Origin of the sequence: Defluviitalea phaphyphila (assembly GCF_001466305.1) — a bacterium.
In the GTDB taxonomy this organism is placed as follows: Bacteria; Bacillota; Clostridia; order Lachnospirales; family Defluviitaleaceae; genus Defluviitalea_A; species Defluviitalea_A phaphyphila.
In genome coordinates this window covers 1-23586 of the sequence record NZ_JWID01000013.1, presented here as the reverse complement: position 1 = coordinate 23586, position 23586 = coordinate 1, and the positions used below count along the sequence as shown (strand labels likewise).

The 23586-nt window shown below is 30.1% G+C and carries 21 protein-coding genes and 1 riboswitch; of the genes, 20 read left to right on the top strand and 1 reads right to left on the bottom strand.

The window, feature by feature from the left end; translation table 11 throughout:
• Positions 1 to 180: 180 nt before the first annotated feature.
• The 9 genes from OM90_RS08920 (at position 181) to OM90_RS08880 (ending at position 10723) form a co-directional block, all read left to right on the top strand.
• Positions 181 to 1173 (top strand): dihydroxyacetone kinase subunit DhaK, encoded by a 993-nt coding sequence (locus OM90_RS08920; protein ID WP_058486544.1) that lies wholly within the window; start codon positions 181 to 183, stop codon positions 1171 to 1173.
• 14 nt (positions 1174 to 1187) lie between these two features.
• Positions 1188 to 2579 (top strand): hypothetical protein, encoded by a 1392-nt coding sequence (locus OM90_RS08915; protein ID WP_058486543.1) that lies wholly within the window; start codon positions 1188 to 1190, stop codon positions 2577 to 2579.
• Position 2580: 1 nt separating this feature from the next.
• Complete coding sequence (locus tag OM90_RS08910) at positions 2581 to 3447, top strand: beta/alpha barrel domain-containing protein (RefSeq protein ID WP_058486542.1); 867 nt, start codon at positions 2581 to 2583, stop codon at positions 3445 to 3447.
• Entirely contained in the window at positions 3431 to 5629 is a 2199-nt protein-coding gene (gene dhaL, locus OM90_RS08905; protein ID WP_058486541.1) for a dihydroxyacetone kinase subunit DhaL, read from the top strand. The genes OM90_RS08910 and dhaL overlap by 17 nt, the downstream gene beginning before the upstream one ends.
• A gap of 29 nt (positions 5630 to 5658) precedes the next feature.
• On the top strand, positions 5659 to 6546 hold the full coding sequence (locus OM90_RS08900) for a nucleoside hydrolase (protein WP_058486540.1): 888 nt from the start codon (positions 5659 to 5661) through the stop codon (positions 6544 to 6546).
• Positions 6547 to 6573: 27 nt separating this feature from the next.
• Complete coding sequence (locus OM90_RS08895; protein WP_058486539.1) at positions 6574 to 8043, top strand: Na+/H+ antiporter NhaC family protein; 1470 nt, start codon at positions 6574 to 6576, stop codon at positions 8041 to 8043.
• A gap of 109 nt (positions 8044 to 8152) precedes the next feature.
• The gene (locus OM90_RS08890; RefSeq protein ID WP_058486538.1) at positions 8153 to 9295 is read left to right on the top strand and encodes an iron-containing alcohol dehydrogenase family protein; all 1143 of its coding nucleotides are present in this window, start codon (positions 8153 to 8155) and stop codon (positions 9293 to 9295) included.
• A gap of 119 nt (positions 9296 to 9414) precedes the next feature.
• Positions 9415 to 10116, top strand: a complete 702-nt coding sequence (locus OM90_RS08885; RefSeq protein WP_058486537.1) for a sulfite exporter TauE/SafE family protein — start codon at positions 9415 to 9417, stop codon at positions 10114 to 10116.
• 163 nt (positions 10117 to 10279) lie between these two features.
• The gene (locus OM90_RS08880; protein ID WP_058486536.1) at positions 10280 to 10723 is read left to right on the top strand and encodes a hypothetical protein; all 444 of its coding nucleotides are present in this window, start codon (positions 10280 to 10282) and stop codon (positions 10721 to 10723) included.
• A 118-nt stretch (positions 10724 to 10841) separates the two neighbouring features.
• Here OM90_RS08880 and OM90_RS08875 read toward each other — a convergent pair whose 3' ends face one another.
• Positions 10842 to 11501, bottom strand: a complete 660-nt coding sequence (locus tag OM90_RS08875) for a hypothetical protein (protein ID WP_058486535.1) — start codon at positions 11499 to 11501, stop codon at positions 10842 to 10844.
• Positions 11502 to 12010: 509 nt separating this feature from the next.
• Positions 12011 to 12092: riboswitch (cyclic di-GMP riboswitch) on the top strand.
• Between the two features lie 158 nt (positions 12093 to 12250).
• Between OM90_RS08875 and OM90_RS08870 the strand changes: the two genes are divergently transcribed.
• The 11 genes from OM90_RS08870 to OM90_RS08825 all read left to right on the top strand — a co-directional run bounded on the left by OM90_RS08870 (position 12251) and on the right by OM90_RS08825 (position 23381).
• Complete coding sequence (locus OM90_RS08870) at positions 12251 to 13657, top strand: methyl-accepting chemotaxis protein (RefSeq protein ID WP_058486534.1); 1407 nt, start codon at positions 12251 to 12253, stop codon at positions 13655 to 13657.
• Between the two features lie 205 nt (positions 13658 to 13862).
• Positions 13863 to 14639, top strand: a complete 777-nt coding sequence (locus OM90_RS08865) for an ABC transporter ATP-binding protein (protein WP_058486533.1) — start codon at positions 13863 to 13865, stop codon at positions 14637 to 14639.
• A 3-nt stretch (positions 14640 to 14642) separates the two neighbouring features.
• Positions 14643 to 15461: an ABC transporter permease gene (locus OM90_RS08860; protein ID WP_058486532.1), complete on the top strand. Its 819-nt coding sequence runs from the start codon at positions 14643 to 14645 to the stop codon at positions 15459 to 15461.
• A 30-nt stretch (positions 15462 to 15491) separates the two neighbouring features.
• Complete coding sequence (locus tag OM90_RS13185; protein ID WP_242860883.1) at positions 15492 to 15887, top strand: hypothetical protein; 396 nt, start codon at positions 15492 to 15494, stop codon at positions 15885 to 15887.
• Between the two features lie 23 nt (positions 15888 to 15910).
• Positions 15911 to 16297 carry an ABC transporter permease gene (locus OM90_RS13180; RefSeq protein WP_242860882.1) on the top strand — a complete coding sequence of 129 codons (387 nt, stop codon included), beginning with the start codon at positions 15911 to 15913 and terminating at the stop codon, positions 16295 to 16297.
• 62 nt (positions 16298 to 16359) lie between these two features.
• A complete protein-coding gene (locus OM90_RS08850) occupies positions 16360 to 17544 on the top strand; it encodes an ABC transporter substrate-binding protein (protein WP_058486531.1) in 1185 nt (394 codons plus the stop codon).
• An 18-nt stretch (positions 17545 to 17562) separates the two neighbouring features.
• Positions 17563 to 18915, top strand: a complete 1353-nt coding sequence (hydA, locus tag OM90_RS08845) for a dihydropyrimidinase (RefSeq protein WP_058486530.1) — start codon at positions 17563 to 17565, stop codon at positions 18913 to 18915.
• A gap of 14 nt (positions 18916 to 18929) precedes the next feature.
• Positions 18930 to 20396, top strand: a complete 1467-nt coding sequence (gene preA, locus OM90_RS08840) for an NAD-dependent dihydropyrimidine dehydrogenase subunit PreA (RefSeq protein ID WP_058486529.1) — start codon at positions 18930 to 18932, stop codon at positions 20394 to 20396.
• 44 nt (positions 20397 to 20440) lie between these two features.
• Complete coding sequence (locus OM90_RS08835; protein ID WP_058486528.1) at positions 20441 to 20833, top strand: hypothetical protein; 393 nt, start codon at positions 20441 to 20443, stop codon at positions 20831 to 20833.
• Between the two features lie 24 nt (positions 20834 to 20857).
• Positions 20858 to 22120, top strand: coding sequence for a Zn-dependent hydrolase (locus OM90_RS08830; RefSeq protein ID WP_058486527.1), 1263 nt, complete (start codon positions 20858 to 20860; stop codon positions 22118 to 22120).
• Between the two features lie 106 nt (positions 22121 to 22226).
• Positions 22227 to 23381, top strand: coding sequence for a PucR family transcriptional regulator (locus tag OM90_RS08825; RefSeq protein WP_058486526.1), 1155 nt, complete (start codon positions 22227 to 22229; stop codon positions 23379 to 23381).
• The last annotated feature ends 205 nt before the right edge of the window (positions 23382 to 23586 follow it).

Sequence of the window (23586 nt, the reverse complement as noted above, 5' to 3'; positions counted from 1 at the left end):
AAAATAAATAAACAAAAGATAAGAGAAAAATAGACAAAAAACGACAAGAATATAAGTGAAAAGTTCACAATTGACCAAAATTTTTTTATTTTATATAATATCAGTACGATACATAATACATGTATTAAAAAAATAACATAAATACATGTATTATCATAATCACAAGGAGATGTTATGAACATGAAGAAGATAATCAATGATAAAAAGAACTTATTAACTGATATGTTATCAGGATATGCTAAATCACATAAAGACAGAGTAGTTTTAGAAGGCAATATATTATATCGTAAGAATAAAAAAGATCCTAAGAAAGTAGCAGTTATCATTGGAAATGGTTCAGGACATGAACCAGCTATGATTGATTTAGTTGGAGAAGGATTATTTGATGCTAATGTATGTGGACAAATTTTTACAGCACCATCATCAGTAGAAATGATTAAAGCGGTAAAAAAATTACATGACTATGGGCATAAAGACATATTAATACTTGTATCTTCTCATGAAGGTGATATTCTAAACGCTAAAATGACATTAATGTTAGCAAAGGCAGAAGGAATAGAACCTAAAATGGTAGTTCTTTGGGATGATGTTTCTAGTGCACCAAAGGGAATGGAAACAGAGAGAAGAGGAAGTGCAGGATTATTTTTCCCATTTAAAGTTGTTTGTGGGGCAGCAGAAGATGGAATGAATATAGATGATTTGATTCGATTAGCTGAAAAAGTAAGAGATAATACAAGAGCATTAAGTACAGCCATAAGCGGTGGAACAAATCCAGAAACTGGACTTAAGATGTTTGAATTACCTGAGGATGAAATAGAAGTTGGAATGGGAGTGCATGGTGAATCTGGAGCACATCGAATGAAATTACCTACAGCCCATGAATTAGTAGAATATATGTTAGATATTATTGTAGAAGATAAGCCCTTTGTAAAAGGAGATGATGTATTAGTATTAGTAAACAATGCAGGATCTTTAACATATTTAGAGCTATATACTATATATGATGAAATTGAGAAATATTTAAATAAAAGAGGTATAAATGTTGTTAGAAATTGGGTTGGGACATATGTAACTACTCAAGAAATGGCTGGTTTTTCAATTGCTTTATGTAAAAGTGATGATGAAATTCTTAAATATTATGATTATAAAGCAGATGGACCATTATTTAGATAAAAGGAGAATAATAAATGAGAGGAAAAGTAGGATTTCTAATTACCCATAGTGATAATTACTATGGAATACAATACAAATTACATGAAAAAGCCCTAAAAGAATTAAAAGAATTTTCTAATAAGTTAGATTGTGATGTTATTTCTTATGGTCCTATTAAAAATGCAGAAGGGGCTTTGGCAGCAAAAAAATATTTTGAACTTGAAAAAATAGATTATCTAATAATATTCATAGCAGATTTTTCCACTGGAGATATTATGATGTGTTTTGATGACGTATCATATAGAATAGGCCTTTGGTTTCCTAAAGAACCATATAAAGAAGGGGATATTCAACTAAATGCAGCTGTATCTGCTAATATGTTTGCTAGTATTGCCCAAAGAAAATTTGATAATGCCGTTTATTGCGATTGGTATTATGGAAATGTTAACGATAAACTTGTAAAGGATAGGCTAGAAATTAACCTAAGGGTTGCTAAGGCTAAAAAAAATATAGAAAATGCCACCATTGGGATATTAGGAGATGTAGCACCAACATTCTACAATTTAGAAAATCAAAATATCAATGAACTTTTTCCTAATATGGAATTTATACATTTTGATATGGATTATATTATTAAAAATGTAGAAGATGTAACTGAAAAAGAAATAGAAGAAGCAAAGAATTTGATTTTAAATTCATGTAATATAGTACAAACCCAAGAAAAATCAATTATAAATAGTGCAAAAGTATACGTAGTATTAAAAAAATATTTACTTGATAATAAGATAGATTGTCTAGCAGGTACTTGTTGGCCAGATTTTCAAGATGCTTTTAAGATTGTACCTTGTGTAATATATAGCCTATTAGGAAGCGAACTTAATATTCCTACAGCCTGTGAAGGAGATATAGGTGGTGCTATTTCCTTGTTAATGGCAAAAGAATTATCAGGAAAAGTACCAACACTTATGGATTTAACAAGTATTGATGAAGAAACAGGAAGTTTATTACTTTGGCATTGTGGGATAGGAAGCAAAGACCTGCAGCCTAATGAAGGAGTTAAGATAATAAACCATCCTATGCTTGATAGAAAAAATCCAAATAGAGAATTAATGGGATTATCTTATGATTATCATTTTAAAGTAGGAGATGTAACAGTTCTAAGATACAGTAATAATCATAAACTTTTAAGTTTTGAATGTGAAGTTCAAAAGTCAAGTGGAGGATATAGTGGAACTAGAGGCTATCTTAATCATTTTACCTATTTAGGTGAAACATACACAGTAGAAGATATAGTAGATACTATTTTTAGAAATGGAATAGAACATCATTTGATAATATGTCCAGGTAGAATAGGAGAAATGTTAAATAAGTTAGCAGAGGAAATGGATATACCTGTAATAAATATAGAAAAATACAAGAGGTGTTAAAATGACAAAAAAAGAGAAGATAAAATCACTTACAAAAGATGGCATATTTCATATCTTTGCCATAGACCATCGTGATGTTTTTACAAAAGCAATGGAAGAAAAATCAAAATCCACAGCCAAAGAAGATGTATTAGAAGAAAAAATCAGATTGATACAAGCAGTTAAAGATATGACATCAGCAGTTTTAATAGATACATTTTACTTTTTTGATGATAGTAAATTAGATCAGCATTTAGAAATGGAAAAAGCCGTAGTTGGCATTGAAAGATTTGATTATAATATGACAAAAATTGCATCCGGAGCTGATTATCTTACAACAGATATTTCAATAAAAGAATTAGGTGAAAATGGATGTAATATGGTAAAACTATTTGTTTTATATAACCCTGAAACAAGTTTAGCAGATAAAATGGACAAAGTAATAGAATATGTTCAAGATGAGTGTGAAAAATTTGATATTCCTTTTTTATTAGAACCTATATTACATGAGTATGAGCAAAAAGACCAACTTAGACTTACAAAAGCAATGTTAACTAGATTAAAGAAGTTTAATGTAGATATATATAAGATATTATTTCCTGGAAATATAAAGGAAAATAGTTATGAAGAAAATTTAGAGATTTGTAAAGAAATTGACGAGATTTTGGATACTCCATGGATTCTTTTAAGTTCTGGCGTTCCCTTTGATGAATTTAAAGAACAACTTGAGATTGCCGGAAAAGCAGGTGCATGTGGTTATGCAGTAGGTAGAAGTGTATGGGGTAAGTATATATGTGAAGAAGATTTAGAAGGAATGAAGCTAAGATATAAAGATGTTAAAAATGTAGCTGATAAATATTGCAATAAATGGGGTGATAAAAATAAATAAAAAGAAACGTTCAATACCTAAATATAAAATAATAGCAGAAGATATTGAAAAACAAATTAAACAGGGGATTTTAAAAAGAGGCGAACCCATGAATAGTGAGCTAAAAACGCAGCAACAATATAATGTGAGCAGAGTCACTGTTAGAAAAGCTTACAAAGTTTTACTAGACAAAGGGATTATTCGCACTGTTCCAGGTGTAGGAACTTTTGTTAATGATTTATACAACAATGATTGGACTTGGATGAATAGTTTTACAACTCAAGTAATGAAAGAAGGTCATGTACCTACAACAAAGGTTAAAAAGTTTCAAGTTATAAAAGCAAATGCACAGTTAGCCAAACGTATAGGTATTAAAGAAAAAGAAGAATGTTTCTTTTTAGAAAGAGTAAGATTTATAGATAATCAACCCATGTGGATAACAAGGTCTTATATTCCAAAACACCTAGCACCTAGTTTTACTAAGGAATATTTATCAGTTGCAGGTATGGGACAATCTATATTTAAGGTTTTGGAAATGAATTTTGATATCAAATGTGTTAAAAGACTAAAGATTTATGAAGAAATCATTGAAAATCCAGAAGATGCTAAAGTTTTGAATGTTGAACCTGAAAAAAAGTTGATGTTAAAAAAATCCATTGCTTATGATAACTCAAATAATCCGGTAGTTTATGAAGAAACAACAATGGCACAGGCAAATGTGAAAAATAAAAGAAGAAAGAAAGGGATCGATATGAAAGTAGCTGTACACATGTCTATGTTTTGCAAAAATTGGACAGATGATATTTTACCTCATATAAAGAAAGTAGAAGAGATAGGTTTTGATGGAGTAGAAATATCTTTGTTCGGAAGTACAGAAGAAAAAATACAAAAAGCTTTAAAATTAGCAAATGATTTAGGATTGGATGTTATTTGTGGTACAGGAGTAACAGAAGATACCGACCCAAGTAGTGAAGATGAAAACATTAGAAAAAATGCAACAGATTATTTAAAAAAATGTGTAGATTTAGTTGCTGATGGAGGCGGATTATATCTAAATGGAGTACTATATGCTCCATGGCAAAAATTCTCAGATACCCCAAGGGAAATAAGATGGAAGAATGCATCTAAAGTATTAAAAGAAGTGGGAATGTATGCAAAAGAAAAAAATATAGGTTTAAATATTGAAGTGATTAATAGATTTGAAACAGATTTCTTTAATAGAATTGAAGAAGCAGTAGAATTTTTGAAAATGATTAATCTAGATAATGTAAAGCTGTTAGTAGATACCTTCCATATGAATATTGAAGAAGATGATATCTATAAGGCTTTAGAAAAAAATATATCATATATAGGATGTATTCACATATGTGAAAATCACAGGGGAGTTCCGGGAACAGGACATATTGATTGGAAAAAAATTATAGATATCTTGAAAAAGAATAATTATAGAGGATATTTAGATATGGAAAGCTTCGTAGAGAGCGGAACTGAAGTAGGAAATTCATTATTTATATGGAATGGGAAAAATAGAGACCCATATGAAGAAGCGGAAAAAGGACTTAAACATATACGATCAATAATTGGTGTAAAAAATAAATATAAAGAACTAGCAGCTAATTTAAACGCTTTATTTAAGGAAAATGCAGAATATTTATGTAAGCTAGATTCTGAAGCTGGAGATGGAGACCATGGGACAACAATTTCTAGAGGTTTTCAAAGGGCTTATGAAAAAGTACAAGAGTTAGATGATTCAGCTACAGGCAGTGAAGTATTAAAAACTATAGGATATGCAATGCTTGAAAGTATGGGGGGAGCATCAGGGCCTATATTTAGCTTACTATTTATTCAGATGTCAACTTTACTAAAAGAAAAAGAAGAATTAGATGTTGAAGTATATAAAAAGAGCATTGAGAACACAATTAATGCAATTACCGATTTAACAGGAACAAAACGTGGAGAAAAAACTATGTTAGATGCCCTATATGGTGCAAAAGATGCTTGTGATGTGTTTGAAGGGGACAACCTTCTAGATGTTATGGAATGTGCAAAAGAAGGTGCTCATAAAGGTTCTTTAGCAACCATGGAAATGAAGGCTACAAGAGGAAGAGCTAAATTTTTACAAGAAAAAAGTGTAGGATATTTAGATGCAGGTAGCCACTCAATATATTTGATTTTGAGTGCGTTTTTAGAAACCTGGAAGTAAAAAAACTACTAAGAAAGGGGTCAAAAGTTATGAAGAAGAAGGTAATTTTAGATTTTGATAATACTATGGGGGTGAGAAAAAGTGATATAGATGATGGATTTACCTTTGCATATCTATACACTCATGAAGACATTGATCTATTAGCTGTAACTTGCACATTTGCTAATAACGCACTACATGTAGTTTACAGTAATACAAAGCAAATGTGGGAAGATTTAGGCATTACAGATGTACCTATTTACAAAGGAGGTAGATGGCCTGAAAGTTATGATTCAGAAGCAGTAGATTATTTAGTAAAAGCTGTAAATGAAGCTCCAGGAGAGATTACCATATTAGCTATTGGTTCTCTTTGTAATATTGCAGGGGCGTACACAAAAGACCCCGATTTTTTTAACAAAATTGATAGATTAATTGTTATGGGGGGCATTACAGAACCATTATATCTTAATGGATCTTTGTTAAATGAGCTTAACTTCTCTGTAGATTATAAGTCAGCTGCAAAAGTATTATATAATTGTCCTAATTTATCGATTCTTACTGCTCAATGCACACAAGATGCTATTTATAAATTAGAAGACTTAGATGAAATGTTAAAAATAGATACAAAGTTTATGAGATGGAGTAGACCTATTGTTTCAGATTGGATAAAATCTATTAACGCAGCTTATGGAAATAGAAAAGTATTTATTAACTGGGACCTTTGCACAGCAATTTATTTAACAAATCCAGAATTATTTAGTACTTCACAAAAGAGATTATGTAAAATTGAAGAAAATTTAAAGACAGGTTGGCTACAAATTGATGAAGATGGAACTAAGGATGATAGTATGGTAAATGTGGTAGATATACCAGATAAAATCATTGATATTGATAAGTTTAATGCATTATTTTATGAAATGATATCCAAAATGGAATAAAACTATAAAATTATAGGGGGTCTTACAATGTTTAATAAAGAAATCACAGTAAAAAAACAAATGATGGCAACTCTTATATTTATTGTTGTAATTTTAGTTGGTTTATTTGTTCCAGTTTTAGTAGGAAAACCTGAATATAAGCAGTCTGTAGAATCAGTAATGTTTTTTGCAGCGATTATAATGACATTATATATATTAGCATTCACAAATAAAAAATGGGATGACATATTAAAAGCAGGGATAAAAAGTATACAAGATGTAGTGCCAGGATTTCTTATATTATTAGTTATCGGGCCATTGATTGCAGGATTTATTATGAGTGGTTTAATACCAATGCTTATCTATTATGGAATTAAACTTATTCATCCAAGATTAATATATTTGATGGCTTTAATATTACCAGTTATTTTTTCCATTTTTACAGGAATGTCATGGGGTTCAGGAGCAACTATAGGTATAGTTATGATGGGAGTTGGAACAGCACTTGGAGCTAATCCAGCAATCGTAGCAGGGGCAGTAGTTAGTGGAGCATATTTTGGAGATAAATTATCCCCTATATCAGCAGCAACTAATATTGCTGCCATGGCTTGTAAAGTAGATTTATATGACCATGTAGGTTCAATGGTATGGACAACAGGGCCTGCAACCTTAATAAGTATTGTTATATACACGATTTGTGGATTTATTTTCCCAGCAACAAATACCAATTTAAATACTCCAGAAGTTGTCGCATTATTACAAGATTTATCAGGAATATTTAACTTCAATGTGTTTTTATTAATTCCATTGGTTATTGTATTATTTGGCTCTCTTTGGAAAAAACCAGCTATTCCAGTATTGATTGTAGCAACTATTATTTCATTTTTAAATGCAATTATTTTCCAAAACTTTTCATTTGCACAAGTTTTAACTGGATTTAATTCTGGATTTAAACTTAATATGGTAAATTGGTATTCATATTCTCAACCAGTAGATGGAGAAGTTTATATACTAGGATACTTTGAAAGAGGCGGTTTCTGGAATTTTGGTAGTTTATTAGCTATATTAGTTATAATTTTATTTGCCGTAGGAATATTAAAAAGTATTAATGCAATGACAGTGACTGCAGCAACAATATTTAAAAAATGTAAATCAAGAGCATCTATTATCATTGCTTCTATAATTACAGGTTTTGTATTAATAGCTACTACAGCTAATGGAGGTGCTTGTAGTTTCTTATTAGCAGAAATCTGGGGTAAAAAATACGACGAATATAATATTGATAGAAGAGTATTATCTAGAACATCAGAAGATACAGGAACATTACTTGAAGTATTAATGCCATGGACACCAGCAGGTATATTCTTTGCTACGACTCTAGGTGTTAGTACAGCAGATTATGCTATTTGGGCAGTTATGAACTGGATAACTCCTTTTGTAGCAATAACCTTAGCAATTACAGGAATTGGCACATACAAGCATTTGAGTGCTAAAAAAATTGAAAATGCAGAAGTATAAAAATTATTAATTATAATATTGACTCCGATGTTAAGATTAGTTTTACATTGGAGTCAATATTATATAGATTAAATTAATTATGAAATATATAAAATAAGGAGAGAAAATTATGTTAGATTCTTTTGAATTTTATTGTCCAACAAAGATTGAATTTGGTCAACATTCAGTAGATAAAATGAAAGATTATATAGAAGCATTAGGAATAAAAAATCCTATTGTTGTAACAGATAAAGTTCTTATTCAAATACCTGCTATAAAAGAAGCAATAGAAAAAATTAAAAATGTTACAATTTTTGATGAAGTACTACCTAATCCTACAAGTGATTTAGTAATGAAATTAAAAAAATTTGTAGAAGACCATAAGGGAGATGGATTAGTAGTCTTTGGAGGGGGAAGCCCTATTGACAGTGCTAAAGGAGCGGCTGTTTTGGCCTATACTCCTCATGATGTAAAAGAATACTACGATTCTGCAGAAAATAAACTTCCAATTAAACAAGCACTACCTATAATAGCAGTTCCTACTACAGCAGGTACAGGTTCTGAAGTATCTAAATACTCTGTAATAACAGATGAAGAAACAAATTTAAAAGAAAGTATTACTTCAGATTTGATTATACCTAAGGTAGCCATAATTGATCCTTTATTGACTGTTGGAATGCCGCCAAGTGTTACAGTTTCAACTGGTTTAGATGCATTAAGTCATGCACTTGAATCTTTAGTATCAACCATCGAAAATCCATTAACTAATATTATGGCTATTCATGCTATAGAACTAATTTTAGATAATCTAAACTTAGCTAGAATAGATGGAGAAAATATTAAAGCAAGAAGTAATATGTCTTTTGCAGCATTACTTGCAGGCATGGCTATGAGTCACTGCTGTGGAACAATAGGACATGCTATGGGATGCCAGCTTACAAGTCAATACAGTATTCCTCATGGTTTAGCATGTGCAGTTATTCAAAAAAATGCACTTGATTATGTTGGAGATAAGGGTAAAAATATTAAATTATTGGTAGATTATTTAGATAAATCAGATAATACCATAGGAGAAGCAATATCTAAAATGAAGGATAAATTAGATAAGTTATTTATTCAATTAGAGACAAAAATGGATTTATCTGATTATGATATGAAATCTGAAGAAATAGAAAAAATGACAAAAGATGCTATGCAGCATGGATGTATGGGTCTAAATCCTGTAAAACTAGAAAAAGAAACTGTTAAAGATTTGTTTGAGAGTTTAAAATAATAAAACTATATATCAGGTAAGTTATTATTTTTTATAAATTTATATAAGCTTATATGTTTTAAAAACGGGGATTAATTTAAATATAGATATAAAAATTAAATATATAAAGGGATAGAGAGATGAAATATTTTATATTGTTACTCATCACATTTTTAAGTAATATTGTGCAAGCAATGACTGGATTTGCAGGAAGTATGCTGGCTATGCCAATGTTTATTCGACTTATTGGTATGGATTCAGCTAGAATAGTTTTAAATTTTATAGCTTTAGCATCAAGTGGTTATATAGTTTTAAAAGATTATAAAAAAATTAATATAGATGCATTAAAGAAAACTACAACATGGCTTGTTATAGGAATGTTTCTAGCATATATTATATATTCCCATGTAAATCGTGAATTATTGATAGTATTATATGGAGTAATGATTATAGCAATAGCTTTAAAAAATCTATTTATAAAAAAGGTAATAACAGTACCTGATTTTTTAACAAAAATAATTTTAATTTTTGCCGGTATAGCTCAGGGATTATTTACATCAGGAGGCCCTTTACTTGTAGTAGTTCTTGTTTCTATGACTAAAGATAAAGAAGAATTTCGAGCTACTTCTTCTACTATTTGGGTAATGTTGTGTTCAATATTTGTTTTGCAAAACTGGTTTTTTATTACTACAAGTGAAATTAAACTTACAGTGTTTTTATTTATTCCTTTAGCAGTAGGAGTAATATTGGGCAACTTAATTCATAAAAAGATATCACAAGAAAAATTTATGAAAATGGCAAATATATTAGTATTAATTTCCGGAGTGAGTGTATTTTTATAATATATTAAGACAAAATCTATGGATTAGATATTTTAGCTAATTCATAGATTTTTTTGTTTTATAGTTTAACAATTTTTCAATTAACATGTATCTAGGTTAATATATTCAAAAGAAAAATTATATGATATAATTTAAATATTCAAAATTTGAGAGGAGATAGATAATGAAAAAGCCACTAAAATTAATAAGTATTCTTTTATTATTTGTCATTCTTTCTGGAGTATTTTTTTATATGAAAACAAACAATTATGCAAAAATAATTAATTTAAATTGGGATATTAAACTTCCAAACTCATATAAAGAAGTTTATTCTACAGATAGTGGGGCTAATTTTCATGGTGATGGAGAAAAGTATCACATATTTGAGTATAAAAATGAAGAAGAAATTAATAAGGCTTTAGATTGGATAGATGGGAAAAATGTTCAAATAGAAGCAGAAATAGATAAGATACTTAATAACTTTGATATCTCAAAGAAAAATATTCCCATTCCCGACTATAATAAAGAATACAAATATTACACAGAAATAAAAGAAGACAATTCAAAAATATATTTTCTTTTTATTCCAGAAACAAAAATGCTCTATATAGTTGAAGATATAATTTAATTTTTTAATTAAAGATTAATTATTAAGTTTGCAAACTAAAAATGGAGAAGGAATAAAAACCCTCTCCAATTACTGATTATGTATTTTATTATATTTGCTTATCATTTAAGTTTTTAGTTTATTTTTCAAAGCTTACTGTATTTAGTATGTCTGTTAATTCATTTTTTTCTTCTTCTGATGAATATGTTAATAAATATGATAATGCATATTTATCAATTATCTTTACATAATACTTTTGATAAACAGTTATTACTGGACTTTCTAAAGATACATCAAGTACATAAAAATCTGTATCTCCAATTTTTTCTGTACTTATATCACCAATTTTATATCCTAAATCTGTTTCCTCTAGTGCTTCTTTTGAATATTCTAAATAATCTTTTCCAGTTTTTATTATAACACTATCGATTAATCCTAAATTGTTAGCTTTACAACTGATATTTGGATTGAAACCTCCTGTATATTCTAATGGTGGATATTTATATGCCAATGCTAAATATAAAGTTTCTTGTGAAGCTAAATCTATATCTTCTGCTAAATCTTCATCAACTTTTGATACTATTTCTGCAGTTGCAGCCATTAAAGCCTCTCTTTCTTCATCAGTTGCAATATGCCAGTCTTCTGGGAATTCCATTGTAAAACCAAAATAATCATTTGAATATTTGTTATTTTCAAAAGTTCCTAATGTAATCTCTTTCTCCTTTTTACCACATCCTGAAAATATAGATATTGAAAATATTAATACTAGTAAGATTGATAAAAACTTTTTATTTCTCACTAAATTCCTCTCCTTTTTATTTTTTTATTTATATCAAAACTTGGCTTTTTATAATTCCGGAGTTATAAATTACATATTTTATTATTTATTTATATTAAAACTTGATTTTTACATTTCCGGAGTTATAAATTACCTAAGTTTGATAAACATATCTATAAATAATTTAACGCCTAAAATTATAAAAATTTTACTTGATTAGTTTAACTACTTAAAGAAGTTAAAGATTTAATTTATAAACTAAAAAATAAATATTTAATATATTTATAATAACTATTCAATAATTTATTTTATATTCATATAAGTCCTAACCCCGCATAAATATACAACATATTCAAAATTATGTCAATACTTTTAGGTATATTTTATTATTTGATTAATTTTAATATGATAACTATTCGACAACTAAAAATTAGGCAAAAATCGATAATTTTCAACAAAAATGCATACATATATGATATAATACAATAGTAAGATAAAAGTCCTATTACAAATATACTAAGTAAAGTATATACATATAGTGGCAAACCTGTTGAAAAGCAGGGACGCAAAGCTAAAGGGCCTAAGGGGAAACTATGGCAGCCAGTTGCAAAAAAGTTTTAAGTTCTTTAAGCCTTTAGTAAAAAAGGCTTTTTTTTTTGACAAAATAGTTAAATTTAAAAAGAAAAGGGGGAATTTTAAATGGCAAGCAAGAAATAAGTAGAATGAATATTTAAAAAATTATGTTTAAACATACTTAGGAGGGCATTAAAATGGTAGAGAAGGGTATAACTAGAAAAGGGAATAATATAAAAAGAAATAATAAATTTTTAAAAAATATTAAAATAGATTTTATATTACTTATGATATTAGTATTTACAGTAGTTTCAACAGGATATATAGTCTATTTATCTTTAAAGAATATGACCATATTAAATAATGACATGAATGTATTACATAAAAATTTAGAAACTTTAAATCAAACAGAAATAAAAAATATGGTTAATAATGCTAATGAATTATATAGAAATTCAAGAAGTTTATTTAGCAAATTATCACTAGCAATAATTATTATTATAACGATAATGATTTTATATTTGATGTATGTGATTAAAAGATTCATATCTCAAATTAATGGTGTTTTAGAAAGATTGTCGAATTATGATTTTATGGTTGATTTAGATGAAGATGGTAAGAATGAATTTGCTCAAATGAACCGTTTTTTAGCGAAAGTAATTAAAAATATGAAAAAAGCACTAGGTGAAGTACAGGATAATTCTAGCAGTTTAACATCTCAATCTAAGAGTCTTTCAGATATATCGGAAGAAATGTCTGTATCATCACAGGAACTGGCATCGGCGATGCAGCAAGTGGCAAGTGGTGCTATAAATCAGACACAAGATTTATCAGATATTGCAGATTCTCTATCAGAATTAACAGATAATATTGATAATGTATATAAAAGATTAGAAGATATAAAAAATGAGACAGAGAATACAAAGAAAAGTACAAATATAGGTAGAGAAGAAATGAATGTCTTAGAAAAATCTATAGAAGAAATAAAAAATTCCTTTGCATTAGTGGCAAATAAAGTAGAAACATTAACAAATTCAGTAAAAGAAATCAGTGGTATTACAGAAATAATATCGGGAATATCAGAACAAACAAATCTACTAGCCCTTAATGCAGCTATAGAAGCAGCAAGAGCAGGAGAACATGGAAGTGGTTTTGCAGTCGTAGCAGAAGAGATACGTAAATTGGCAGATGAATCTAAACATTCCACTGAAAAAATTGCAAATCTTGTTTCCTATATTGCAAAAGATGTAGATGAAGTAATAAATACATCAAGGAATGTAGAAGAATCTGTAAAAAAACAAGCAACATCCGTTGGGAATACTGTAAAAACCCTTGAAGATATATTAATTTCTGTTGAAAATATAGCACCTCTTATGGAGAAAACCTATAGCGTTATGAAGGGCATTGTAAAGTCTAAAGATATTGTTATGGAAAGAGTAGAACAAGTAAGTGCTGTTACGGAAGAAAACTCATCAGCCACAGAAGAAGTAGCAGCATCTTCTGAAGAATTGACTGCATCATCAGAAGAAGTGGCATCAACTGCTCAAAATTTAAATGAAGTTGCTATAAAATTAATGGAAATTGTAAATACTTTTAAGCTTTAAATTATGCCTTTTTATTGTTTAAGGAAACTAACCCATTGTGCAACTGCACAATAATATGTGTTCAATTGATACTTGTAATTTTTAAATTAATATAGTATACTTGTTTCAACAAAGGTAAAGGGGCCTATGAGAAATCATAGGCCTTTTTAAATTTAAAGAGAATTATAAATAACCTTGTTAAGTAAAGAGATTGGAGATGATAAAAATGAAGAATACCATAGAAAAAGAAATAGTCTTAAATAATGTAGGGATGGAGTTTGATAATGGAACACAAAAAGTAACAGCCCTAACAAGTGTCTCTTTAGACATTAACAAGGGAGAATTTGTATCTTTATTAGGACCTTCTGGTTGTGGGAAAACAACATTATTAAGAATAATTGCAGACTTATTACAACCCACTTCAGGAAGTGTTGAAATTGGTGGAGAAACTCCTAAAGAAGCAAGACTTAAAAAGAAGTACGGTATAGTTTTCCAAAGTCCTGTTTTATATGATTGGAGAAATGTCAGAAAAAATGTAGAACTTCCCTTAGAAATTATGAAAGTTCCAAAAGCAGAAAGAAAAGAAAGAGCAGAAGCTATGCTTGAGATGGTTGGGCTAAAAGAATTTATGGAACATTATCCAAGGCAACTAAGTGGAGGTATGCAGCAAAGAGTAGGGATTGCAAGAGCCTTAGTTATTCGCCCTGAAATTTTATTAATGGACGAGCCATTTTCAGCTTTAGATGAATTTACAAGAGAAAAACTCCACGAAGATTTATTAAATATTTGGAGAAAAACAAACAAAACTATTATTTTTGTTACTCATAATATATCAGAATCCGTATTTCTTTCAGACAAAATTTGTGTTTTATCTCCCCATCCAGGAAGATTATCAGCAGTAATTAATGTAGATCTTCCAAGACCAAGAACTATAGAAATAAAAAATACACCGGAATATACCGCTTTAATTGCAAAGGTGAGAAACAGTTTTGAGGGGGTATGATAAATGGTAATAAAAAAATTTTTAAAATCAAAATATATGGTCAATATTGTATGGATTCTTTTATTCTTTATTGGTTGGGAGATAGTAGCTTTATTAGTGGAACTATCTCCAGAAATTAGATCACCAGAAAAGGTACTTCCTCACTTTTGGAAAATCATAGCTTCAGTATTTGATGTAAATAAAATAGATGGAGAAAATACAGCTATTCAGTTAGTACTAATGAATGCCAAAGCAACTTTAATAAGGTCCGTAGAAGGTTTTATTTTAGGAATGATATGGGGCTTTATTTTAGCATTATTAATGAATTTATCAGGAATTATAGAAAAAATAGCTTTTCCTTACTTAATGCTTATTCAAATGATTCCTATTCTTGGAATGGCACCAATTATTTTAGCAATTACAGGGGATATCAATAAAAGTAGAATCTGGATTGCAGCAATTTTAACCTTTTATCCCGTAGCAACAAATACCCTAGCAGGATTTAAATCAGTAGAAAAAGAAAAACATGAGCTTATGTATTCCTATGCTGCTACAACTTTTCAAATTTACACGAAAACCTTAATACCTGCAGCAATACCTTATTTTTTCACAGGATTAAAAATAGCAGCACCTCTAGCAATAACTGCCTCTATTATCGTTGATACATTGCAAGGGGATTTAGGATTAGGATGTTTACTTTCTCAATCCCTTAAAGGATCCATGACAAGATATGTATTCTGGCAAATTGTAGTAATAAGTGCTGCCATAGGGATTTTAAGCTATGTGCTAATGGGAATTATCGAAAAAATCATATCGCCTCATAATCGATTAAAAAAAAATTAGATAGCTAGGAAAGAGAGAAAGGAGGGTAATATGAGAAAGATAGTAGAAAATCCTAAATTTAAAAATTTTACTATAGTTTTATATCCTCTTTTATTTGGATTATTAATATTTTTACTATGGCAAACAGGAGGATTAAATATTTTATTTAATACAGATACAAATACACTTCCACCTCCAAGCAAAATAAATGGAATTATTTTTGATAATATAGGCAAAATCATGATTAATTTAAAAGCCACTATAATAGTAGCTTTAGGAGGATTGTTTTTAGGTTCTATTATTGGATATCTTATTGCCGTAATTGCAACTATATTTCCCAAATGGGGAGCAGGAGGTCTAACTTTATCTTCAGCTTTTAATGCTATACCTATAATAGCCTTAGCTCCTGTAATGAACAACTTAACAAAAAAATTAGTAGTGATGTAGATTTTAGAAGCATGTTTGCAAAAATGCTGGTTGTTATGATTGTCTGTACAGCGTGTATGAGTATAAATGCCTATAGGGGTTTAGTAGAATTAAAACCTTTTTCTGAAGATTTAATGAAAAGTTATGCAGCTTCACCCCTAACGGTTTTTCTAAAATTAAGATTGCCAAATAGTATACCCTATGTATTTACAGCATTAAGAATTAGTGTACCAGCCAGTGTTATAGGAGCTTTAGTAAGCGAATATTTTGCTGAAAAAGTTATAGGGATAGGAAGACAGATTAGAGAAAACATATTACAAGCTCAATTTGCAACGGCTTGGGCTTATATTGTAGTAGCTTGTTTATTAGGAATTATCATGTACGTTATATTGATTTTTATTGAAAGTATTTTACTAAAAGGACGGGAATAAATATCGTCCTTCTAGTTTAAATAAAATATTCTAAAAATTAAAAATAAGAAAGGAGAATAAATATGAAAAAAATAATAAAAAAATGGAAAAAAACTTTAAGTATGTTTTTGATTTTAATTATGATGGTAAGTTTAGTAGCTTGTGGAGGTTCTGGTAATGAAACAAGCAGTAGTGAATCAACTGAAGAAAGTACAGAAAAAGTGGAATCTTCTAACGAAGAAGCTGAATCAGAAAGTACAGAAGAAATGACAAACGAAGAAATAATTGTTAAAGCCGCAGAAGAAGGAAAAGTTGGTAACTGGGGATTAGGAAATGAATATGAAGTTCAAGCATTGCTTACAAAATACGGTTGTGGAACAGATTTTCTAAGTCAGGATTTTACAATGGATGGTTTTGATGATGATTCTATTACCCTTGCATCAGCAATGACTTATAACGAATTAGGATTAGTTAAAAATGATTATGAAGGTGGCTATGGATATGGAGATAGCATAGGCATAATCGACATGAATGATGAAGGCGTAGCTATGTTAGAGGACAACATCTTTACTACAAGAGAATTTGCAACTAATAATCCTAATACTGTTAAAGCATTTATATATGCATCTTTAAAAGGATGGGAATATGCTTGTGAAAATCCTGAAGAAGCTGCAGAGATAGTATATAAATATGGTTCTTCTGTATCTAGCGAACACCAATTGTACATGGCAAAAGAAGTTAAAAAATTAGTAGAAACAGATACTAGAGGAAATGAAGTAAAAGATTATGGAATTATGGATGAAGAAGCGATGGCTCAAACTTTAAAACTAGCACAAACATATATAAAACTTGATGATAGTACAGCAGCAGAAAGATTAGCTAATATGACATTAGATGATATTAGAGATACACAATATTGGGAAGCTGCTAATCTATCAAAAGACATATCAGAAATCGGAACTCCTGAAAAAACAAGTGTTAAATTACAATTAAAATGGCTACCTCAAGCACAATTTATGGGATACTATGTAGCATTAGATAAAGGTTATTACGAAGAAGTTGGATTAGATGTTGAGATAATTCCAGGTGGTGGAGATATAGCTGAAACTACAGCAGTAAACAATGGTACAGTGGACTTTGGTGTAACTTGGGTATCAAACCTTATTTCAGCAAATGCAGCAGGAATGGATTTACTTCAAGTAGCACAAGTTTATCAAAGATCAGGCTTAGTATTAGTGTACAAAAAAGATAATTTTATGAAAGATTAAAAAGAAGGGGGTAATATTATGGACTTATTAATTAAAAATGGCAAAATTGTGACAGCATCGGAAACTTTTATAGCAGATATTGCCGTTAATAATGAAAAAATAGTTCAAATAGGACAAAATCTAGAAATAGAAAGTAAAAAAGTCGTTGATGCTAGCGGCAAATATGTACTGCCTGGAGCAATAGATGTCCATACCCATTTGGCAATGCCCTTTGGAGGAACAGTTTCTGCCGATGGGTATGGGGCAGGAACTAGAGCAGCAGCCTGTGGAGGGACAACTACTGTATTTGACTTTGCACTACAAGATTTTAATGAACCTATGGTAGATGTAATAAAAAGAAGAGATGCCCTTTGTGCTCCAGAAGCAGCTGTTGATTATGCTTTTCATATAGGAGTAAAGGACATACATGGAGATTTAATTGATTCTATAAAAGACGCAGTAGAATATGGAGTTCCTTCTTTTAAAGTATTTATGGTATATGATTTTCGCATAAGTGATGGAGATTTTTATCAACTTCTTGAAAAATCAAAAGAATATAATGCGATAATTAGTGTTCATGCAGAAAACAATGAAATAGTTAATACTTTAGTAAAAAAATATTTATCTGAAGGCAAGGTAAGTCCATGGTATCACTATATGTCAAGACCAGAGTTTGTTGAAGGAGAAGCTGATCTAAGAGCTATTCAATGGGCAAAAGCAACAGGAGCTAAGTTATACATTGTACACCTTGCAAATAAACAAGGAGTAGAAGCTGTTACAAAAGCAAAAGAAGAAGGATATCCGATTTATGCAGAAACTTGCCCCCATTATTTAGAATTTACAAATGAAGTATATAAAAGAGAAGACGGAAGAAATTTCGTATGTTCCCCACCAATAAAAGGAGAAGAAAGTAGACAAGCCCTATGGGAAGCTATAAAACGAGGAGATATAGATACCATTGCAACAGACCATTGTCCTTTCTTACAAAGTGAAAAAGATTGGGGAATAAATGATTTTACAAAAATACCAAATGGCTGTGCAGGAATTGAGAATATGTATCCATATATGCTCGATAAAGCCAATAGAGGAATACTTTCTTTTAATAAAGTAGTGGAGTTATGTTCAACTAACCCAGCTAAGATTTTTGGTTGTCAAGAAAAAGGAAGTCTTGCAGTAGGAAAGGATGCCGATATCGTAATTTATGACCCAAATAAGGATTTTACCATTACCTGTGAAAATATGCATTCAGACTATGACCATACAATCTGGGAAGGCATAACCCTTCACGGATATCCAGTTCAAACTTATTCAAGAGGCAAATTAGTCTATGATAATGGAAAATTTGTTGGAGAATATGGCTGGGGGAAATTCATAAAGAGAAAACTGACATAAAAGGAAGTGACGCCATGATTATAAAAGAAGAAGCAGCTAGATGTTTACTCTGCCATGCTGCTCCTTGCAGCATGGCATGTAAAAAAGGTGTAGATCCAGCTAGAATGATAAGAGGAGTTAGATTTGAAAACGAAAATATTAAAAATATTGTTGATATAGAACCTTGTATTAATTGTGTTGATAAAGAATGTGAAAAAGCGTGTATTCATTATGATTTTCCCATTAGGATAAATGAAATGGCACAAGAATTAAACAAAAGAGAAAAAATTACTCCCAAAGCTGACTTATCTATTGACTTTTTAGGAGTACATTGTGAAAATCCTTTCTTTTTATCCTCATCGGTTGTGGCAAGTAATTATGATATGTGTGCAAAAGCCCTTAATATGGGGTGGGGAGGAATTGTATTTAAAACCATTGGAATTTTACAGCCAAAAGAAGTATCCCCACGTTTTGAAGCTATAAGAAAGGAATCAACTCCCTTTGTAGGATTTAGAAATCTAGAACAAATTGCAGAACATACCTTAGAAGAAAATCTAGGATATCTAAAAAAATTAAAAGAAAATTTTCCAAATAAAGTAATTGTTGCTTCCATTATGGGACAAACAAAAGAAGAATGGACTAAATTAGCTAAGATGGTTACAGAAGCAGGAGTTGATATTATTGAATGTAATTTCTCTTGTCCCCATATGTCCGGTGATGGATTAGGTTCTGATGTTGGTCAAGACCCAGAACTAGTTAAAACATATGTTGAGTATACTAAAAAAGGTACCCATCTGCCAGTACTTGCAAAGATGACACCTAACATAGGAAATATGGAAATACCAGCTATTGCAGCCATAGAGGGAGGAGCTGATGGGATTGCAGCAATAAATACCATAAAAAGTATCCTAGGACTAGACTTAAAAAATAAAACTCCAAATTTAAATATTGCTGGCAAATCCTCAGTATCTGGATACTCTGGAAAAGCTGTAAAACCCATAGCCTTAAGATTTATTCACGACATGGCTAAAAATGAAAAATTAAAAAATGTTCCCTTTAGTGGGATGGGGGGCATAGAAACATGGCATGATGCATTAGAATTTATTGCATTAGGCTGTAGTAATATTCAGGTTACAACTTCTGTTATGCAATATGGATATCGTATCATAGAAGATTTAATAGATGGAACATTAAAATTTATGTATGAAAATGGAATAGAAAAAATTTCTGATATGGTAGGCATGGCACTAGATAATTTAGTACCAGCAGAAGAATTAGATAGAAATAGCATTATCTATCCCTCATTTAATAGAGATAAGTGTATAGGCTGTGGCAGGTGTTACATTTCTTGTGCAGACGGTGGTCATCAAGCAATTACATTTGACACAAATAATCGTAAACCTAAATTACTAGGAGATAAATGTGTGGGATGTCATTTATGCAGATTAGTATGCCCTACACAGGCAATAGGTGAAAGTAAACGTATTAAAAAAATAGTTTAAAATATTAACTTTCTATTATGCTTTTGGGCAGAAGGGAGGCTACAATGACAAAAAAATATAAAGGAATTAAAAGAATTTTATTATCAGAATATTTGACACCTCAAATGTTTCGTACGATTACTAAAGATTTACTTAAAATACCTGGCGGAATAACAGAAATCCCAGTCATGGTTGAGATGAATCCTAAGTTCTTTGAAAAACTTAATTTTAAAGTTCCTACAACAGGAATTTTATATGGATTTATCAAAAAAAATCATAACTTAATAGAAATTGAGAAACAAAAAGGAAAAATAAAAAAAATAGAATTACATGATTGGGGTACAGAGTTTTTATTAGTTATAGAAGTCTTAACTGGTGAAGAAATTGCTTACAATGTATCAAATAAAGAAGTACAAGAACTACTTGAAAATTGTCTTCGTACTCCAGAACAATCTTAAAAAATAAAAAGGATGGTGGTATATATGTATAAATGTAGTTTAGAAAGAATGACAGATAAAATAAAAACATTTTCAAAATTTGGAGCCACAGGAAACGGGGGTATTACAAGATATTCTCTTTCAAAGGAAGCTATAATGGCAAGAAATGAGTTTAAAAGACGAATGGAAGCTATAGGAGCAATTATAGAAGTAGATGATCTTGCTAATATGTATGCAACCCTACCAGGAAGTGATCCAAACGCGAAAAGAATTGTTATGGGTTCCCATGTAGATTCCGTAAAAAATGGAGGAAACTATGACGGTATTTTGGGAGTTATATCTGCTATGGAAGTGTTAGAAACCATTGCTGAACAAAAAATTCCTCATAAACATCCTATAACAGCTATGATTTGGACAAATGAAGAAGGTTCTCTATATCCTCCAGCAATGATGTGTTCTGGTATTGTATGTTATGACTATTTACCAGATGACATAAAAGAAAAATTTAAAGAAGAAGATATGATGAAATCAAAAAGCATTATAGATGGTAAAACCACCTTTGGAGAAGCTTTAGAAAAGTCTGGATTTAAAGGAGATAGAAAATATAGATTAAGTCCTGAAAAATACCTATGTATGTTTGAAACTCACATAGAGCAAGGGCCTATTTTAGAAGAAGCAGGAAATGATATAGGAGTTGTTGATTGTGTTTTAGGTATGTTTAATTATCGCTTAAAATTCTACGGTCAAGCAGCTCATGCAGGAACTTTTCCTATGAAAAAAAGAAAAGATGCATTTTATGCTGCATCTCAGGCTCTATGCTATCTACATGAAGAAATTGATAAATTAGGTTATCCTGATTTAGTTTACACAACAGGAGAAGTAGTATGTCATCCTAGTGTTCATACAGTAATACCAGATTACTTTGATTTTTCCTTTGACGCTCGTCATGAAGATCCAAAAGTATTAGAAGAAGTATTAGCTATTGTTAAAAGCTGTGCTAATAAAGCATGGGCAGGTTGTACTTGTAAAGTTGAAAAAATGTGGAATAGAGATACTGTATATTGGGACGAAAAATTAGTTTCTTATGTAAAAGAAGCAGCAGAAGAGTGCGGAGTTTCTCATCAATATATCCATTCGGGAGCAGGACATGACGCTCAATTTGTAGCATATATGCTTCCTACTACCATGATTTTCGTTCAATCTAAAAATGGTCTATCTCATTGTGAAGAAGAATATTCATCTCCAGAACAATGTACTAGTGGAGCCACTGTAATGCTAAATGCAGTATTAAAGGCAGATGCAGAATAAAAAATCAAATCAATATACAATAAAATGAGGATTTGTCTTAAATCTAATTAATGCAAATCCTCATTTTTATTAATTTACCCTATCTATTGAGAGAGAAGGAATAGTTATGATTACTATAAAAAAATTAATAGAAAATGCAGATGAAAATTATCAATTAGAGTTAATTGCTGGCGAAGAAGGCTTAGACCGTATAGTTCAATGGATTCACATTGTAGAAGATGAAGAAGTATCAGAATTTCTACATGGAAACGAGATGATTTTTACAACAGGAATTCGCAGAAAAGATTTAGAATGGATGCTAGATTTTGTAAAAAGATTTCATAAATATAATGCCAGTGCCTTAGTAATTAATATAGGTCCTTATATAAAATATGTACCAGAAGAAGTAATAGAATACTGTAAGAAACATGAGTTTCCACTTTTTGTAATACCATGGAAAACCCGTTTAGTAGATGTAACAAGGGACTTTTGTAATCAAATTATAAAAAGTGAACAGGTTGAGATGAGTATTACAGAAGCCTTTAAAAATGCAATATTTCAAGTAGAAGATGAAGAAACCTATTTTCCCGTTCTTGCAAGATACGGATATGACTTAAAGGATAAATTTTCCCTTGTCATAATAAAAATTAATACTCAAAGAAATAATGAAGACCAGTATATTAATATGGTGCATTTTCACTGCGAAAGAATTCTCAATCGAGGGGCTTATAAATATACTATTTTTTCTTATCAAAAGAAATTAATATTAGTTTTATCCGCATTAAAAGATAAAGAAATAAAAAATATAGTAAATGAAATACTTTCCACTTGTGGGAAAAAAGAAGATAAATATAGTATAACAATTGCAGTAGGATATAATAGAAAAGGAATAGAAACAATAGCCCTAAACTTTAAAAGAACCATGGAAACCCTTAGATTAGCCAGAAAAAGAAGGCAAAAGGTATTATATTATGATGAATTAGGAATTTATAAGCTGCTGCTAAATTCTGATGACTATACTGCAATAATAGAATTTTATAACGAAACCGTAGGAAAACTTAAAGCTTATGATAAAGAAAATAAAACCCAGTATGTAGATTTCCTAAAAAAATATTTAGAATTAGATGGGAAAGTACAAACCATGGCTGAAAAAGAATTTTTGCACAGAAACACCGTCCATTATCACCTCAATAAAATCAAAAAAATCATAGACTGCGACTTTAACAACCTAAACGATAATCTAAAAATACTATTAGGTTTTTATATAGAGGAGATATTGTAAAATTTTAATAAATTAACAAAATTAAAAAAGTCGTCGACCTCTAGTAGGGGAAAAATCCCGGGGGGGTCGACGGCAATAAATATCATTTCTAGCCTACCTATAAGGAATTCAAACCTCCTTTATAAATGATACAATAAAAATGTAATAAAATGATCATTTAAGAATGTAGGGAAATAAGATATAATTATCTCTAAGATTAAGGAGG